The following is an 18318-nucleotide window of genomic DNA, read 5'->3' on the forward strand; positions in this document are numbered from 1 at the left end:
CTTCGTGTCGCAAGAATTGCGCGCCGCCGAAGATCCAGAGTTTGAAACCTTCTACACGAAAAACATTTTGTTGAATGAGGGCATCCGCGCTTGGATGTCGCCTCAGGATCAACCGCACGAAAACTTTATCTTCCCTGAGGAAGTTCTGCCTCGCGGAAACGCTCTCTAATCTTTAAGGGCGGGCAATACGCCCCCAGACTGGAAGCATCTCGTGTAAAACACAACCCCTACCATCTGGTAGGGGTCTTTGCTTGGAATTTCTTGGCGTTGTTGCTGCTCACATCTTCAGGAATTAGGCAAAGAAACCGGGTTTATAGGAAAAATCGTCGCTTTGGAACTATAGATCGCAGCCAGAAACTTTGGTGATAGGAACGCCCTTGCGTAAGTCCTGATATTTTTCCTTTCTTCCCTCTTCCCCATCTCCCATTTTGAAATTCCTGTGTTAGTCTAATTAGAGGTGTACAACACCTGAAATGGAACAGACTCCCGTTTGAGAAAAAGACCGCTCAGGCAACAAGGAGGTGATGCCCATGATAGAAAGTAGTAAACGCATGGGTCATCAGATTGAAGTTATCCGGCTGTGTGCCGGGGCTGTTCTCTAGCAGTTAGCCTTAGTTCCTTCGGGAACTAAAACGCTGCAACTGCTGGTACTAACTGAAGAGTTCCTCCCGGCAGTCAGGTTCAATCTGAAGACCCGCTAGACCGCTCTCGCGTTGTTGGTTAAATTTTCCAACCAACCCGCGAGAGCGGATAGTTTTTTGGGGATTTATGAGAAGATTTGGCAAAAAATCTTTATATTATCGCAGAAAAAAGCAATCAGAAGGTTAAAAATCAGGAAAGTTCTGTTAATCTATAACTTGAGTAGGCGTTGCCAAGGCAATACGCCCGGTCGCCTTGATAGAAACCAAACATAGGTCTGGTTTGGCAGGAAACCTGGGGCTAAACCCAAGGAAACGGTTCAAATCATAAAATCAAGCAAGCGCGATATGCCAAAGGCACGCTTCGCGAACGCACCTCAACCAAGCTCTAAACCGTTAAATGCCTGCTTTTGGCAGCTTGGTTTGTCCAAAAGTTGGCAGAAGAAAGAATATCAGGGGTTAAAAAGCGGTTAAGGTGGGAAGGAAGAAGCGATCGCTTACTGGAAAAAGCGGCGAGTCAAAAGGCAAGCGATACCGCCTGGATGATGTAGGCTGTTAAATTCCCAAAAATTAGACCTGGGGTTGTGTAAGGTTTAGTACGGAAAGCCTACCTTCCGAAGAGTACCATTGCCCTCAGGCATGGGCGTATCAAGGGTCAGTAAGATGTAGAGCGTAGTGCCTTGACCCAAAATCAGCGCTCGCATAAGCGGCGCTATTGAAGCAACGGGCATTACTAATTCTTGGGCGTTCCTCAGCCCAGAAATCTCCAGCTCTATTGTGTGGTGAGTGTAAACATTCGGTGTGAGGATAAGAGGAAAATGTCTAATATTGTGTGGAAATCTCTGGTAATTAGCCCAGTTTTTCTGGGAACCACGCTGGTATTCGGTACTTCAGCAATTGCAGCCGAAAACGCAACCAATTTAACAGGCAGCGATAAGACCGAAATAGCTGCTGTGGCGTTAACGCTGGCAACTGATAAATCCGCTTCAGACTTTTCAACCAATTCTACAACCGAGTTAGAAAAGCTCGCTGGAGTTAAATCAGTTAAGCCGTTAGAGGATTCTATCACCTCCGGCAAACAGGCTGAAGTATCTGGCGCCACCGTAGCACAGGCAGTACCGAATACGAGGAATGCACCCGCTGCCAATCCTGACAGAACGTTAAATCAAATTCTGCAATATGGCAGCGAAAACTCTGCCAACAGAAATGCCCAGGGTCAGGTAACCTCAGTTTCCCAGCTGACTGACGTAGACCCCACTCACTGGGCATTCCAAGCATTGCAATCCCTAGTTGAGCGCTACGGTTGTATTGAAGGATATCCGGATCGCACCTATCGCGGCAACCGGGCGCTGACGCGCTACGAATTTGCGGCTGGTTTAAATGCTTGTTTAGACCGAATCAACGAACTAATTGCCGCAGCAGTCGCCGATTTGCCCAGCAAAGAAGATTTGGCGACTATCAGGCGTCTGCAAGAAGAATTTGCGGCAGAACTCGCCACCTTGCGCGGAAGGGTAGATGCATTAGAAGCGCGCACGGCGAGGCTGGAAGCTCAGCAGTTTTCTACGACCACGAAGCTGAAGGGAGAAGTAATTTTTGCCGTCACCGACGCCTTTGGCGGGGCTAGTCCAGGTGGAAACGATGACGACAACAATACAGTATTCCAAGACAGGGTGCGTTTAGAATTCCAAACCAGTTTTTCTGGAAGGGATTTGTTACACACCCGTCTGGCGGCTGGTAATGCTGGACAATTTAACTTCCCAGACCGGAACAACAACCTGACAGGGTTGACTACAGGTGAAGGCACCCAGCAATTTAACCTTGGTAACACTGGCAACAACGATATCATTTTAGACTGGTTGGCTTATCGATTCCCCATATTTGGCAAGTCGCAGGTTTATATAGCGGCACATAATGGGATTCACAGCGATTACACTCCCACCGTCAATCCTTACTTTGAAGACTATGACGGCGGAAATGGCGCGCTTTCTGCCTTTGCTCAAGAAAGCCCGATTTATCGGATTGGCGGCGGTGCAGGTGCAGGGGTAAACTTAGCCTTTGGCGGTGGCGGTATTTTGGGAGTAAGTTCGCTCACCTTAGGTTACCTGGCAGGTCCTGGTGCAAATAGTCCCTTGGATAAAAATGGCCTGTTTAATGGTGAATATGCTGCCTTGGCTCAGCTGAACTTCAATGTCAGCAATACCTTTGGCTTGGCTTTAACCTATGTCCACGGTTACCACAACGCTGGTAATGCGATCTTCGATCTTGGTGGTGGAGGCACCAGGGGTTTGGTTGGTACTGGTTTAGCTAATTCGCCAGCAACTGTTGCCGGGTTTCCAGGACGACCTATCGTGACTAACTCCTACGGTGCATCGGCAGCGCTTCGCATCAGCAAGAATTTCTCCATCAGCGGTTATGCTGCTTTCACCGACGCGATTATCATTGGTCGGGGACATGCCGATATTTGGACTTGGGGCGGTGGTCTTGCCTTCCCAGACTTGGGTGGAAAGGGTAATTTGTTGGGTCTGTTCGCCGGTGTGGAACCATACTTGACCGAGATCGATGCGCCAGGAAATTCTAATTTCGAGGACGATCCTCCTTACCACATCGAAGGCTTCTACAAGATCCAGGTAACGAACAATATCTCATTAACCCCTGGCGTCATCTGGCTAATGTCTCCCAACCAAGATAACGACAACGACGACATCTTTATTGGCACTCTCAGAACTACCTTCAGTTTCTAGTGAATACGAGGTCTGCTAGTTGACTCTCGTTGACACCTGTGCTATGAACCCGGTTTCTTTGTAGAAACCGGGTTTTTTGCGTCAGTCCGCTGATAAAATGGAAGAAACCTGCAAACTCTAGTGGAGAACTGGGGTATTTGCAAGACCTGACAGGGATCGATCGGTGCATAGAACTAAATCCCTTGTAATTGATAGCACAATTTGAACCAGTTGTAGCAATTTAGTCGAGAATGGGTATAATCTGTGGAACTTTCATGTAAAAGTGAATACGCGCTTTTAGCTTTATTGGAACTGGCAATTTCTTACAATGAAGGCGAGCCATTGCAAATTCGGCAGATTGCCGCTAAACAAAATATTCCTGACCGATATTTAGAACAACTGCTGGCTACTTTGAGGCGCTGCGGTTTGGTGCGTAGCCAACGCGGGGCAAAAGGTGGCTATTTTTTGGGTCGGGAACCCTGGAAAATTACCCTACTGGAGGTGGTGTCCTGTTTGGAAGGATTAGATCCGCAATCCTCTAAACTTGATACCAAACCAAAAACAGTAGAAAGTGCCGTACTGCGAGAAATATGGCATGAAGGGATTGAAGCTGCTTATTCAGTTTTGCAAAAATACACGCTACAAGATATGCGCGAGAAGCGAGATTCAAGGCGTCAGCTGGATATTATGTATTACATCTAATTGGTAATGGGTAATTGGTGATTGGTAATTGGTTAAAATCTTACCGATGGCGAAGGACGAACTCAGAAACCGGGTTTCAAGCTGCGATCTCTTTTTCCTAGAAACCCGGTTTCTTTGCGTAAGTCGTGGATCTATTACCCATTACCGATTACCCATTACCGATTATGGGAATTGCCCGCGATATTACAGAATTAGTCGGTCGGACACCGCTGGTACAATTGAACCGCATCGCTCAATCGGAAGGCTGCATGGCACGAATTGTGGTGAAATTAGAGGGAATGAACCAGGCGGCTGCGGTTAAAGACCGCATTGGTGCGAGTACGATCGATGTAGCAGAGAAAGAAGGATCGATCGCACCGGGTAAAACCGTTTTGCTGGAACCAACTTGGGGAAATACGGGTATTGTGCTGGCAATGGTGGTGGCAGCACCTGGTTATCGCTTAATTTTAACGATGCCGGAAACCATGAGCAGCGAAACAAGGGCGATTTTGCGCGCTTATGGTGCCGAATTGGAACTGACGCTTGGTATTGAGGGCATGACTGGGGCAATAAGACGGGCGCAGGAAATTTGGGAAACGATGCCCGATGCTTATATGTTGCAGCAGTTTCGCAACCCAGCCAAAGCCAAAATTGATCGCGAGACGACCGCTGAAAGTTGATTTAATTGATCGGGTAATCGCCGTGACCGATGAGGAAGCGATCGCTTACGGGCGCCGTCTCGCCCGCGAAGAAGGACGCAGAACGCTATTTAAGCACGCCCCTGTTCCAAGATCCAGAATCCAAGTTTTCCGTTTTGCCTATAAAGCTTGACAATTTATCTAAAAAATGGTATTAAATCCCGTGGTTTCAAAAGCTGTGTTTGCAGACTCGTGGGAAATTTTTACAATCGAAAATGTTCTTTGCGTTTAAGGGAAGCTGCTTTACAGGCGGCTGAACTCCCGTCGATTTGTAAGGCAGCTAAAAATGAGAGATCAAAACTACTACGAAACGCTAAAAGTTAGTCAGAAAGCGACACAAGCAGAAATCAAGCAAGCTTATCGCCGTTTGGCGAAGCAGTTTCACCCAGATACACAAAAGGAAACGGCAGATAGCGATCGCATCGTTGAGATCAATGCTGCTTATGAGGTGTTGGGAGATCCAACGCGGCGACAGTCTTACGATCGGCAAATATCGGGCAACTCGGCAGTTGCATCGGCAACGGCGCAAAAACAACCCCAAAAGCGGCGACCAGCTGCGCCGGACATCGACGCTCAAATTCAACTATGGCTGGCTCAAGTGTATCAGCCGGTGAATCGCTTGCTCTCTCGCATTCTCAATCCCCTACAATCGCAGATCGACGAACTATCTGCCGATCCGTTTGATGATCAACTTTTGGAAGCGTTTCAGGATTATCTGAACAACTGCCGCCAGTTTTTAAGCGAAGCGCAGAAAATTTTTCGTTCCATGCCTAACCCCTCCCCAGTCGCTGGTGCGGCGGCAAACCTTTACTACTGCCTCGATCGCGTGGGGGATGGAATTGAGGAGTTTAACTTTTTTACCGCCAACTACGACGATAGCTACCTGCACGCGGGTCGCGAAATGTTTAGAATTGCCGCTGGACTGCGCCGGGAAGCCCAATATGCCTTGAGAAATGTGACTTGAATAGTTCTTCAAGTTGCATCTATCTCAGGGTAGAGACGCGGGATACGCAAGGGCGCGCACGCTGCGCGATCGCCATCCCAAAGAAACTTCTACCCATCCTATTGAAAGGATAATGGTATCCAAGGGGTTCAACCCAGCTTCATTTTGGGCGAAATTAGTTTATTCTGAAAAAGGGCTTTATCTAACTTAACAATTCCCACCCCGCGACTTTAGCGTACTCGCTCCAGTTGTTGACCCAGGAGGACAGGTCTTCTGTCGAAACTGGTTAGCTAATTTGGACAAAAAACTCGATTTTGATTATGAAATGCATCATTAATCGTCGGGCTCAGTTTTCAGCAAGTCACAGATACTGGTTGCCAGAACTGAGTGAAGTCGAAAACATTCAGCAATTTGGTGCCTGCTCTCGTGCGCCAGGACACGGACATAACTACGTCCTATTTGTCTACATGGCTGGTGAATTGGATGAGTACGGTATGGTGCTGAACTTATCTGATGTCAAGCATGTAATCAAACGGGAAGTTACTAGCCAACTGGATTTTTCCTATCTCAACGATATCTGGTCGGAATTTCAACAAACGCTGCCAACAACCGAAAATATAGCGCGGATAATTTGGCAGCGACTGGCACCATACTTGCCAATTGTGCGAATTCAACTGTTTGAACATCCTGAACTTTGGGCAGATTATCTAGGAGATGGAATGGAAGCTTACCTCACACTTAGCACCCACTTTAGTGCGGCGCACCGACTGGCGCGTCCGGACCTCAGCTATGAGGAAAACTGCGAAATTTACGGCAAGTGCGCTCGTCCGAACGGTCACGGTCACAATTACCATTTAGAAGTAACCATCAAAGGCGAAATCAACGAACGCACTGGCATGATCGTCGATTTGGGCGCATTACAGAAAGCGATCGACGATCTTGTAGTCGCTCCTTTGGATCACACTTTCTTGAATAAAGATATCCCTTACTTCGCCAAGGTTGTTCCTACGGCTGAAAATATTGCTGTCTATATTGGCAACTTACTGAATCAGCCAATTCGGGAATTAGGGGCTAAATTGTACAAGGTTAAGTTGATTGAAAGCCCGAATAACTTCTGCGAAGTTTACGCATCTGACTTGCCTGAAAGTGCAATCGATCATCGCAAGATAGAACCGATTTTACTGCGCCTGTAATTGGTGATTTTAGATTTGAGATAAGAGACTTGCAGATTTTAGATTAAATTAAATCTGCAATCTGCAAGTCTCTTATCTGTAATTCCCAATTACCCAAAAACAAAACTGGTGTTACTGAGAACGCTGACTTGAACTCCATTGACGATCGCTAAGTCTTTGCTCAAGTAACTAATCACAACGTCACCACCTTTTTGGGCGATCGTGAGGGAGCTACTATTGTTGATTCCCAAACCATTGATGCCAATAACATCAGTACCGGCTTTAAAATCGGTGATAGTGCTAGCATCTGTGGGAAGTACCGCATTGACGATCCAAAACTGATCCTTGCCCTCGCCGCCGGTAAGGGTGTTAGAACCAGTACCAGCGTAGAGAACATCGTTGCCTTTGTCGCCGAACAGGCGATCGCCCGACCCGCCAATCATGGTGTCGCTATCCTGACCGCCGTACAGCACGTTGCCCCCCGCACCCGTAGAGGCATTGATATAATCGCTACCCTGTCCGCCATAGAGGGTGCAAGCTTTGCCAGCTAACAGCAGATCGTTGCCCTTATCGCCGGATATCAAATCCTTTGTGCCGCCGATAATGGTATCGTTTCCTTGCCCGCCAAACAGCGTATTATTCGTCCCGCCCGAAGCATCGATCGAGTCGTTACCCCCGTAACCGAAAACCAATTCGTTTCCTTTAGCAGTTAGCTTATCGGGTCCCTGCCACATCGCCATAATTAGCTGACCGCCCTCGACGTAGTTGCCTTTCATCGTCTCGCGGTCTCTGATGGTATGCGCCTGTACGTCAAACAGGTAAAAGTTTCGACCCTTGCCAACTTCCACAATGCCGGAGGTTTCCCACTCACCGGGTTCGCTAGTATTATCAAATTCTTCGCCAGCGGCGCTTTCGTCAATTTCGGCAACAAAGGTAACTTTGTCGGTGGCGATGTCGTATAGCCACATGCCAGCTTCCCGCGCCCTGGCCCTCATCACATCGCCGCCAAAGGCCGTTTCGTCTTCCTGTATCATTATCTGACCTTTGGTATCAACGACAATGTTGTCATAACTGACACCCGTGTCCATGCCGCCGATGAGGATTGTTTCAAAGTTAGATATTGGCGCAGTTGGATCGGTAGGATTGAGGGTGAAGCGATACATTCTACCGTAAGGGTTTTCTGCTTCAGCTGGAGTACTGGCTTTGCCGCCGCCTGCTTTATCGTTGGTTCCCGTTGTCACAAAGTAGAAAGTGCCGGGGTTGTTAGGGTCTTCGGAAATATCTTCCGGGCGGCGGAAGTTAGTAGAACGACCGGACGCATCCACCCAGTCGCTGAGAACTTTGCCCGTTGTATCTAAGGCTATATCTTTGGGGACGGGCGTCCAAGTGGCTTTGGTTCTTACCCCTTCTGGCAGAGTTTCGTTGTCGTATCCATCGACTTTCAGCACGTACAATTGACCATCTTTAAACCCGTTAGGGTCTTGGGCAGTTTGCTGCCCCACGAACATATAAACTTCGCCGTTGCCGAAGTCTTCTGTGCTGAACAATACGGTTCTTTCGGAATTTGTTGCCCGATACTGGGAAGCGGAAATGGTATTTTCTCTCGCAAAGCGACCAAATCCATCAAGTCCTATGGCTACGCCATCGGGCAATACCGCCCAACTACGACTGGGAGACTCACCCGTGGCACTATTGGTTGTGGTTTCTTCAGGTATGAAATAGACGGGAATTGACTGACCTTTTGCATCAACGAAGCCACTTTCTGCTAAATAGGCAGAACACAAGCGAGTCAAACTAAACTCTCTGCCATTGGCGGCGTTTACGTAGGTTCCCTTCGAGGTGTTTAAGAAATACTCCCCAGTATTATCTACTAACCTCTCGATTAAGTTCTTACCCCCGATAGGGTTCCAGTTTTTATCAAATACAAATAACGATACTCTCGCTCCTTGGATTCTGCCAGGGACGGTGGGGGAAATATCCGAGGTAATGGGATTGCCTTGTGTATTAACCGCAGCAATTTCATGATTTAAGAAAACATAATAGTTGTCTCTGGTTTCAAATAAACCCATACCATCTGGAATCCCCGTCAGGGCAAAATTTCTACCCGTTACGACTCTAAAGTTTCCTACCGTTCCTTCAATTAAAGAAACTTGATCGCCTACGGTCAGTAGAGGGATAAAGTTGAAGCCAGGATTGCCGGGAACATTTCTGATGTAGGGATTAGCGTTGCTTACCATTGATTGGCTATGCCTCTGTTTTAATGAAAATTTTTTGCACTTCCAAATATTTCGATTTGGCAAAGTCGTTTAGTAACTTTGAATAAACGTGCAAATATTAATATCTCGCCACATAGTTAAGGCTTGAATAGGAAAACCCTATGGGTAAATTAAGAAAATGCTATGAGGAAATTAACTAAAATATGTTGAATATATATAATTTTTATCAGCTTTTTTTACAAAAATTAACTAAATAACTTAAAAAAGTTTTTGAATTTATGCTATGAGTAATGAGCAGTTATAGGTGATATAATATCTGGTAGATAATACCGTTCGTAGTGAGTAATAAAGTCCTCATTCTCTTGTTGGTTAAGGACTGAAGTCCTTACTACGAACCTGAAATTGCCGATGGCAGATAGGAATTAAATGGAAAATCTGCCATCGGCAAGGGTTAAATTGCTAGAAAATGGCAGGTTGATTTGTTGTCAAAGTAGGTACGCCTGGTAGAAAAGGGATCGCATCCCTTTCCCCATTACCCATCTCATTGAGGTCAAAATTGAACGCGCCTCTGGTTGACATGCTGGCGGGATGGGAAATCGGTAGGAAGGAAAGAGGCGAGGATGCAGGGAAAAAGGTTTTCGGGAGGATATCGGTAGCGAGAGGATGGGGTGCGTTTCCCATATCCCCAGTCAGAATATCGCCAACATCGGCGACTCGCGTGGCGGTGCGACTAATCCCGGCAATTACAGTATCGTTGCGGGCGGCAAGGTTTTGAATGCGGGTATCTTGCGCTACATCCACATCGGGGATGTTAAAGGGAGTTGCGTTAAAATTTGCAGTCAAAAAGTCTCGCAAAGCTTGCTGTTCGCCAAGTCCCGTATCGATGCGGTTGGTTGCGGGGAAATTGGGGAATGGGTATCCATCGCCACCACCTGCCAAAAAGTTTAACGTGACGATGCGGAAAGTGCGGTTGGGGTCGCCAACGACTTGACCGTTTTGAACGATAGTATCGGTTGTTCTGCCATTGCTATCTTTAAGCGCAATCGAAACAACGCGACTGTTTGCAGGTCTATTTGGATCGAAGCTAAACGCCAATCCTCCCACTTGGGGGAACCTTCCCGGCGTCCGTCCAGGTGCGGTATCTGAGACTCCATGTTCGAGGACTTGCTTTAACTGCTGGGCGGTTAAAGTTAGTAGGGTTAGCTGGTTATTAAATCTGAGACTATTTTCGATATCTAATTGGGAAATTTGACCCGCTTCTTTTCCGGCGATGGGGTTAGCAACGGGAGGAATTCTTTGTCCTGCATTTGGGTCGTTACCGCCACCACCAACAACAGCACCGATAGACTCGCGAATACCGCCGCCATTTTTGATCGAAATAACGACACCAGGGTCATTTCTTCTAACCGCAGCTAAGCTAGCATCTGCTGTCAAGTTGCCTAAGTTTGTTTCTTCAGTGCGGACAGAGTTTCTGTCGCCGTTGAGATAGACATTTGTTCGCCCAAAAAGCTGACTATCTTTGGTGACGATTACGTTTCGCAATGCTTGGGTAACTTGGACAATTTTTGGATCTGGGGCAAAGTTGCCGGTGTCAGCGACGCCGCGATCGTCGGTGGCGTAAGCACCGTTAATTAATGGATCGAAACTGGCGGGAACAATTCTGCCTTGGGGGTCAAATTCGGCAACTAAACGTCCGACATAGCGGTAGTTTGCGGCAGTATTTACTACTGCGATTGGTTCGCCACTTGCCGATGTTCTGATAATGGGATAAACCCCTGCGGCAGTGTCTCCAACTCGCAAGCGATCGCTCTCATCTGCTAATAGCGTGTGGGAACCTCCGGCGACGATAATATCGACATTTCGCAGACGACTGGCGAGGTTGACTTCAATATCCAATTGCTGCATGTGCGCCAGCAGGATAACTTTATTAATACCTTGACCAGTTAAAGCATCGACTGAAGGTTGGATGCTAGCTGCCAAAGCATCTAAATCTTGCGGGTTAGAGGGTGAAACTCTCACATCGCCAGGAGAGGAAATGCTGCGTAACGTTGGCGTTGTTGCGCCGACAATACCGAATCTTTCACCCCCAAGGTCAACTACAGTACTTTTGGCGATGCTATTAGGAATAGTATTTGCTTCTCTGCCATCAGCTACGACTAAATCGCGCAAGTTGGCATCGGGACTGAAATCCAGATTCGCGCCCAGAAAGGGGAAAGCTGTACCTGTGTATTCGCGATCGCGGGCAATTAAAACCCTAACTTGGTTTGTTCCTTGGTCAAATTCATGGTTGCCAAATGCACTCGCTTGAATTCCCAATGCATTGAGAATGGCAATATCGCCGCGTCCGATATTTTCCCTGCCCAAAACAGGTCTTAAACTGGGGTCGCTACTCGCGGCAAAAAAGGGACTGGGAATATAATTATCGCCGCTAGAAAGCGTTAAAGTTTGGTTGGGATATTGGGCGCGGAGTGCGTTTAAAACTGAGGAAAAACGCGGCGCGTCGTCTAACGCGGCAACCCCTGCTTCAAAGTCCGAAGCGTGTAAAAGTTGCAGGACAAAACTGCCCGGTCTTGTTCCCGGTGCGGCGATACGACCTTGGGTTGCTCCCACTTGTACGTAGTGTTGAAATGCACTCTTGCTTCTTCCTTGTGTTATTTCTTGTCTGACATCCGGGTATAGATCTAAATAATAGTTGGGATTGAATAGGGTACTGGGTTGACGGTTTTGGAATTGTCCTATTTCAATGAAATGTTGAAACGCGCTTCTAAATTTGCCCTCGGCGATCGCTTGCCGGACATCTGGATAGCGCTGGAGATAAAAGTTAGCGTTAAATAAACGACTGGGTTCGCGGTTTTCAAATTGCCCGAATTGCCGGAAGTGTTGAAAAGCGCTGCTAATTTTGCCATCGTTTACCGCTTGACGGACATCAGCATATTGCTGCAAGTAAAACTCGCTATTAAACAAGACACTGGGGTCGCGGTTTTCAAATTGCCCCTGGTTGCGGAAGTGTTTAAAGGCACTGCTATTGTTAAGGTTAAAGATTTTAGTGAAATTGGCAAACTCGTTGTTGCGCTGTAGGTAAAAACTGCTGTCAAAGAAGTCTGCTAGGTTGAAGGTCATAGGCTAATTTGGGTCAGTGGTAATGCGGCATAGCCCAAGAGCGGCACGCTTGAGTCTACCGGATCAAAGTTAATAATAAGGGATAATTGGCTCAAGAAATGGTTAAGAAACAAAAGCAACCCGGTTTCTGTTTAGAAACCGGGTTGCTTGGCAGATCTCTAGTTCTGTTGGCACGATTTTGCAGAGAAACCCGGTTTCTGTTTAGAAACCGGGTTTCCCAATCGACGATTTTTCAGAGAAACCTTCAGAGAAACCCGGTTTCTCTAAGAAACCGGGTTTCCCAATCACCAAAGTTTGTTTAGTTTGCCCTAGCAACTATCGTGCGGTGGCGAGGACTGTTGGGGGTAATGGTAGGCGGATTAAAACCAGCTTCTACTATTGCCTGTTCGATATCTAATGTGAAATATTCGTCCAGATATGGCTCGGTACTTTTGAGCAAGGTGAGGATGTAAGGTGGCATTGTAGCAAAAGCTTGCGACTTGGGATTCATATCCATAATTCCCAAATAGCCATTTGGACGCAGCAGACGCCTCGCCTCGCGAAAAATTTGCCCTGTTGCTGACTGGGGTAGTTCGTGGCAGACCAAAAAGATGGAAACCAAGTCAAACGAAGCGGATGGCAATCCAGTCGCTTCGGCGGCGGCATGAACCCAGTTGATCGATGCTTGACGCTGCTGGGAACTGTAATCGGCAACTGCGAGAAAATACGGAGACAAATCAACTCCCGTTATCCTCGCTTGGGGATAGGCATCTTGCAGTGCAAAGGTACTCATCCCGACGCTGCAACCTAGATCTACAATATCTTCAGGTGCTTCTACGATTTGCGCTTTCAGGATATCGCGGTAAGTTTGGCGGAGTCTGGTGTCTCCTTGGGCACCCGCGTTAGGCCAAATTCCGGCGTGGACGGCGTAAGCGGCAACTTCGACTTCAAAAGCCGCTTGCCAGCTGAGATTGCCATTATCGTAGGCGTGAAATGACCGCAGGTAATAATCTGGGTAAGTTAGCTGGGGATTTGTTACCCGTTTCAAATCTGGTTCCCAGTCGCGCGATCGCAACTCCTGCACCGTCTGACGCCAAGGCACGCCAATTTTTTCTGCCCGCTGAATCATCATGTTGCGCGCTTTTTGCTTGGCAAAGTCGGCTAATGGTTTGATAGCTAGGATGCCGTTGATTAAACGGGAAACAAATCCCGGTTCTGTGTTTACAACAGTCGTCATAGATTAATTCACTCAATGGCGATAAAGTCAAGCGGTAATTTAAGGAATTTTCACGGGTTTCGAGGCTGATGTGATCGGCATCACATCTGGCAAATGTCCTAGATTGCACAAGGGAACGCAGAAAATTTGTAAAAATAAGATTTTACCATCTGCTTTTATCCGCAAAATTACTTAGGATTATCAGCCAATGTTACAGTCTGAGTTTGATGGTGGTAACAACAAACACAGAGCGTTTCCGTTACCAGGTTCTCGCCCCCACTACAGTCCGGATCGTCCGGGGCAGGTAGAGCATATCTTCCTGGATTTAGTGCTGGATATCCCTAAAAAAACCTATCACGGCACTTGCACGATTCGATTAGTGCCGGTGCGTAGCGGCATCTCGAATCTGACGCTGGATGCAGTTAGCCTGGATATCCAATCGGTACAGGTGGATGGGACATCCGTTGGGTTTGACTACGATGGGGAACAGGTGCAGATTCAGTTGCAGAAATCTACAGAGGTTGGGAAAAAAATTGAGATAGCGATCGCCTACTCCAACCAAAACCCCCAACGCGGCATCTATTTTATTAGTCCCGAAACCCACTACCCCAACAAACCCATCCAAGTCTGGACTCAGGGCGAAGATGAAGATTCTCGCTATTGGTTCCCCTGCTTTGACTATCCAGGACAACTAGCAACAAGTGAAATTCGCGTCCAAGTTGCCAAACCGTTTGTCGCTATCTCCAACGGCGAATTACTTTACGCCAAAGATGCGGGCGACGATACCATCTACCACTGGAAGCAACAGCAAGTCCATCCCACCTATTTAATGACCCTCGCAGTGGGCGACTTTGCCGAAATTCAAGATACTTGGCAGGATGTCGGGCAAGATGCCCAACCCAGAAGAATAGTGCCTGTCACCTACTATGTCGAAAAAGGCAGAGAAGAAGACGCGCGACGAAGCATGGGCAAGACGCCCCGCATGATCGAGTTTTTCAGCCAAAAATACTGCTTTCCTTATCCCTTCCCCAAATACGCCCAAGTTTGCGTCGATGATTTTATTTTTGGCGGAATGGAGAACACCTCCACGACGCTGCTGACCGACCGATGTCTACTCGATCAGCGGGCGGCGTTGGATAATCGGATTACGGAAAACTTGGTTGCTCACGAACTCGCCCACCAATGGTTTGGCGATTTAGTTGTAATTAAACACTGGTCCCATGCCTGGATTAAAGAAGGTATGGCTTCCTACTCGGAAGTCATGTGGACAGAACAAGAATATGGTGCAGATGACGCCGCCTATTACCGATTGCTGGAAGCTAGAAGTTACTTTAGCGAAGACTCCTCCCGCTACCGCCGTCCCCTCGTCACCCACATCTATCGGGAACCGATCGAATTATACGACCGACACCTTTATGAAAAAGGTGCTTGCGTCTATCACATGATGCGCGCCGAGTTGGGCGAGGAATTATTTTGGCGGGCAATTCATACCTTTGTCCAAGATAATGCCCACAAAACTGTTGAAACTGTTGACCTGCTGCGGGCAATAGAAAAAGCCACGGGGCGCAATCTTTTATTCTTGTTTGACCAGTACGTTTATCGCGGCGGTCATCCGGAGTACAAGGTTGCCTATTCCTGGGACGCCGATAGCAAGCTGGCGAAGGTTACAGTCACCCAATCTCAAGAAGAAGATTTATTCGACCTGAAACTCCCCATCGCTTTCGGTTATACCCAAAAGTCAGGAGCAGAGGCGAGTTTAGATCAACTACCTCCCACTTTGAAGACTTTTACTGTCAGAGTACACGAACGGGAACAAAGCTTTTACTTCCCGTTGTCCGAAAAACCCCAGTTTGTCAGTTTTGATGTGGGGAATCATTACCTCAAGACCGTAACTTTGGAATACCCGCTACCGGAACTCAAAGCGCAACTGCAATTCGACCCCGACCCCCTGTCGCGCATTTACGCGGCGGAGGCGTTAGCGAAGAAAGGGGGAATCATTGCAGTCAAGGCGCTTGCCGATGCCTTACAAAACGAACCCTTCTGGGGAGTAAGGGTAGAAGTGGCGAAACAACTTGCTGAAGTTAAACTCGACTTTGCAGGCAGCGCTTTGCTAGTAGGGTTAAACGATGAAAGTGCTTATGTCCGCCGCGCCGTCGCCGAAGCATTGGGCGATATCAAAACCCCCGAAAGCTACGATGCGCTGAAACAGTTAGTGGAAAAAGGCGACCCCAGTTACTACGTCGAGGCGGCGGGTGTCCGTTCCTTGGGCGGACTGGTGACATCGGCGACGCTTAAAACTAGGGAAGAAGACGTTATCGATCTGCTGACCGATGTGCTTAAACAAAGGGCGGGATGGAATGAGGTGGTGCGAATTGGCGCCATCGCTGGTCTAAGTCAGATAAAAACATCACCCGTAGCGCTCAACTTAGTTGTGCAAACTACCTCCCCAGGTATCCCGCAAGCTTTGCGCTTAGCTGCTATTCGCGCTTTAGGCACAATTTCTACTGGTCAAACACCCAACAATGTCGAGTTAATTTTGCAACAATTGCAAGATTTATCTAAGGAAAGTTTCTTCTTAACTCAAGTCGCCGTCGTTGTAGCTTTGGGACAAATGGAGACACCGAAAGCGATTCCCATTTTACGTTCCTTAGCCGATCAAACAAAGGATGGTAGAGTCCGCCGCATCGCTGAGGAAGCAATTCCCAAGGTACAGCAAAATTCCGGTTCAGATCAAGCTGTCAAGCAGCTGCGAGAAGAATTCGACCAACTGAAAAAGGAAAATCAGGAGTTGAAGAGTCGCCTGGAAAATCTAGAAGCTAAGTCGAAACAATAACACCAATCGGGCAAACCTGTACTCGCTACTTCTAGCCTTAGCGATCGCTTAACTGTCCCGCTACAACCCAGGTTTTCCCGATTGTACTCCCTGGCAATTTAACCGATAAAATAATCAGTATAACCAAACGCGATCGCAATCTCGACGCGCCTCTGATAAATTTTTTTAACTGAGTTTTATTAAAATTTTAATATTTGTTTGTAGTTATATATACTATAATTAAGAAAAAGATAAGAAATAAATGCTCCAAGCGGTTAAAATCCACGCTCGGATAGCTGCTAAGGGTTAACATGGGCATTTTTTGTAAAGAATCAGCAACAATTATTTTGCTGAAACGAGATAAAAAGTCGCTGTAGACAATTACATAGATAGAGAGGCAGATACGAGGCGTGAGTCAGCAACCTATTGCACAGTCTTTGCGTTACGATCCGATAGAGATCGCGCAGTACTACAAATACCGTCCCTGGCGAGCCATCTGGCGGGCAATAACGATAGTATGGTTATTTGCCTGGTTTGTAATTGGACTCAAGTGGGACTATTGGCGTCAGCGAGAGGAAGAAAATAAGTTAAAACGCGCCGCCCAGTTGCGGGAAATGCTCACCCACCTGGGGCCAACATTTATTAAAGTAGGACAAGCGCTATCGACGCGCCCGGACTTGGTGCGGAAAGACTTTCTGGAAGAGTTGGTGAAGCTACAAGACCAACTACCGCCGTTTGATAATGCGATCGCTTTTGCCAGAATAGAGCAAGAATTGGGTCGTCCCATCGGGCAAATGTACGGCGAAATTTCCCCAAATCCCGTCGCCGCCGCCAGTTTGGGACAAGTATATCGGGCGCGGTTGAAAACCGGCGAAGAAGTAGCCGTCAAAGTCCAAAGACCCAACTTACGCCCCATTATTACCTTAGACCTTTACCTGATGCGGTGGGCAGCGAGTTGGTTAGCGCCGTGGCTGCCCCTGAATCTGGGTCACGACCTGACCCTGATTGTAGATGAATTCGGGACAAAGTTATTTGAAGAAATAGATTACCTCAACGAAGGACGAAACGCCGAAAAATTCGCCAGCAACTTCCAAAACGACCCCCGCGTCAAAGTTCCGGCGATATATTGGCGCTATTGTTCCAGCCGCGTCCTCACCCTAGAATGGATTAACGGCTTCAAACTCACCGATACACCAGCAGTTAAAGCGGCAGGACTCGACACCGACACCCTAATCGAAATTGGCGTGACATCGGGACTGCAACAATTATTAGAATACGGCTTTTTCCACGCCGATCCGCATCCGGGGAATTTATTCGCCATGCCCGATGGTCGGATGGCATACATCGACTTCGGTATGATGGATCAGCTGGAACAAAGTACCAAAGAAACCCTAGTCGATGCGGTTGTCCATTTAATTAATAAAGACTACGACGACCTCGCCGCAGATTTTGTCAATTTAGGCTTTCTGACGCCGGAAACCGATATCAAACCGATTGTACCCGCCTTAGAAGCCGTTTTGGGAGACGCGATCGGTCAAAACGTCGGGGACTTTAACTTTAAGACGATAACCGATAAGTTTTCGGAACTGATGTACGACTATCCGTTCCGCGTCCCCGCCAAGTTTGCCTTAATTATACGTTCCCTCGTGACCCAGGAAGGGTTGGCGCTGTCGCTCAATCCTCAGTTTAAGATAGTCGAAGTCGCCTATCCTTACGTCGCGAAACGCTTGTTAACTGGGGAAACGCCTCAATTGCGGCGACGGTTGATCGAAGTGCTGTTTAAAGATGGTAAATTCAAGTGGCAGCGATTGGAAAATATGATTGCGATCGCGCGTACCGACAACAACTTCGACCTCCTACCCACCGCCCAACTCGGATTGCAGTATCTTTTGTCTGAAGAAGGTAGTTTTCTGCGACGCCAGTTGCTGTTAGCGTTAACAGAAGATGACCGACTCCACACCGCAGAAGTTCGCCGTCTTTGGGATTTAGTGAAAGATGACCTCAAACCAGCACAACTGTTTAACGTTGCTTTAAGCGTCGTAGCAGGTAACATCCTAGACGAAAGGGCAGCACTTTTTTAGCCGCATTCGCAGCAGCGTTTCAAACCCTGAATCAAGCGGGTA

The 18318-nt window shown here is 47.6% G+C and carries 11 protein-coding genes and 1 pseudogene; 9 read left to right on the forward strand and 3 right to left on the reverse strand.

Going from position 1 to position 18318, the window contains the following annotated elements; genetic code table 11:
• The 7 genes and pseudogenes from ACE1CM_RS08765 to ACE1CM_RS08795 form a co-directional block, all read left to right on the forward strand.
• Window positions 1–169, forward strand: a 169-nt coding sequence (locus ACE1CM_RS08765; RefSeq protein ID WP_374876931.1) for a photosystem II protein D2, incomplete at its 5' end; no start/stop codon positions are given.
• A gap of 879 nt (window positions 170–1048) precedes the next feature.
• On the forward strand, window positions 1049–1189 hold the full coding sequence (locus tag ACE1CM_RS08770; protein ID WP_374877029.1) for a hypothetical protein: 141 nt from the start codon (window positions 1049–1051) through the stop codon (window positions 1187–1189).
• A gap of 267 nt (window positions 1190–1456) precedes the next feature.
• Complete coding sequence (locus ACE1CM_RS08775; protein WP_374877030.1) at window positions 1457–3379, forward strand: iron uptake porin; 1923 nt, start codon at window positions 1457–1459, stop codon at window positions 3377–3379.
• Window positions 3380–3622: 243 nt separating this feature from the next.
• Entirely contained in the window at window positions 3623–4060 is a 438-nt protein-coding gene (locus ACE1CM_RS08780; RefSeq protein WP_374877031.1) for an RrF2 family transcriptional regulator, read from the forward strand.
• 164 nt (window positions 4061–4224) lie between these two features.
• Window positions 4225–4713, forward strand: a pseudogene (locus ACE1CM_RS08785) (pyridoxal-phosphate dependent enzyme); the annotation flags it as partial.
• Between the two features lie 310 nt (window positions 4714–5023).
• The gene (locus tag ACE1CM_RS08790) at window positions 5024–5701 is read left to right on the forward strand and encodes a DnaJ domain-containing protein (protein WP_374877032.1); all 678 of its coding nucleotides are present in this window, start codon (window positions 5024–5026) and stop codon (window positions 5699–5701) included.
• 299 nt (window positions 5702–6000) lie between these two features.
• Entirely contained in the window at window positions 6001–6873 is an 873-nt protein-coding gene (locus tag ACE1CM_RS08795; RefSeq protein WP_374877033.1) for a 6-carboxytetrahydropterin synthase, read from the forward strand.
• 89 nt (window positions 6874–6962) lie between these two features.
• On the opposite strand, the gene ACE1CM_RS08800 is transcribed toward ACE1CM_RS08795, so the two are convergent.
• The 3 genes from ACE1CM_RS08800 to ACE1CM_RS08810 form a co-directional block, all read right to left on the reverse strand.
• The gene (locus ACE1CM_RS08800) at window positions 6963–9089 is read right to left on the reverse strand and encodes an alkaline phosphatase PhoX (RefSeq protein ID WP_374877034.1); all 2127 of its coding nucleotides are present in this window, start codon (window positions 9087–9089) and stop codon (window positions 6963–6965) included.
• A gap of 438 nt (window positions 9090–9527) precedes the next feature.
• Window positions 9528–12188: a bifunctional metallophosphatase/5'-nucleotidase gene (locus ACE1CM_RS08805; protein WP_374877035.1), complete on the reverse strand. Its 2661-nt coding sequence runs from the start codon at window positions 12186–12188 to the stop codon at window positions 9528–9530.
• A gap of 298 nt (window positions 12189–12486) precedes the next feature.
• Complete coding sequence (locus ACE1CM_RS08810; protein WP_374877036.1) at window positions 12487–13404, reverse strand: class I SAM-dependent methyltransferase; 918 nt, start codon at window positions 13402–13404, stop codon at window positions 12487–12489.
• 187 nt (window positions 13405–13591) lie between these two features.
• Between ACE1CM_RS08810 and ACE1CM_RS08815 the strand changes: the two genes are divergently transcribed.
• Complete coding sequence (locus tag ACE1CM_RS08815; RefSeq protein WP_374877037.1) at window positions 13592–16216, forward strand: M1 family aminopeptidase; 2625 nt, start codon at window positions 13592–13594, stop codon at window positions 16214–16216.
• A 389-nt stretch (window positions 16217–16605) separates the two neighbouring features.
• Window positions 16606–18276, forward strand: a complete 1671-nt coding sequence (locus ACE1CM_RS08820) for an ABC1 kinase family protein (RefSeq protein WP_374877038.1) — start codon at window positions 16606–16608, stop codon at window positions 18274–18276.
• Window positions 18277–18318 lie beyond the last annotated feature (42 nt).

The sequence above is a fragment of the Microseira sp. BLCC-F43 genome (assembly GCF_041929235.1).
Classification (GTDB): Bacteria; Cyanobacteriota; Cyanobacteriia; order Cyanobacteriales; family Aerosakkonemataceae; genus Microseira.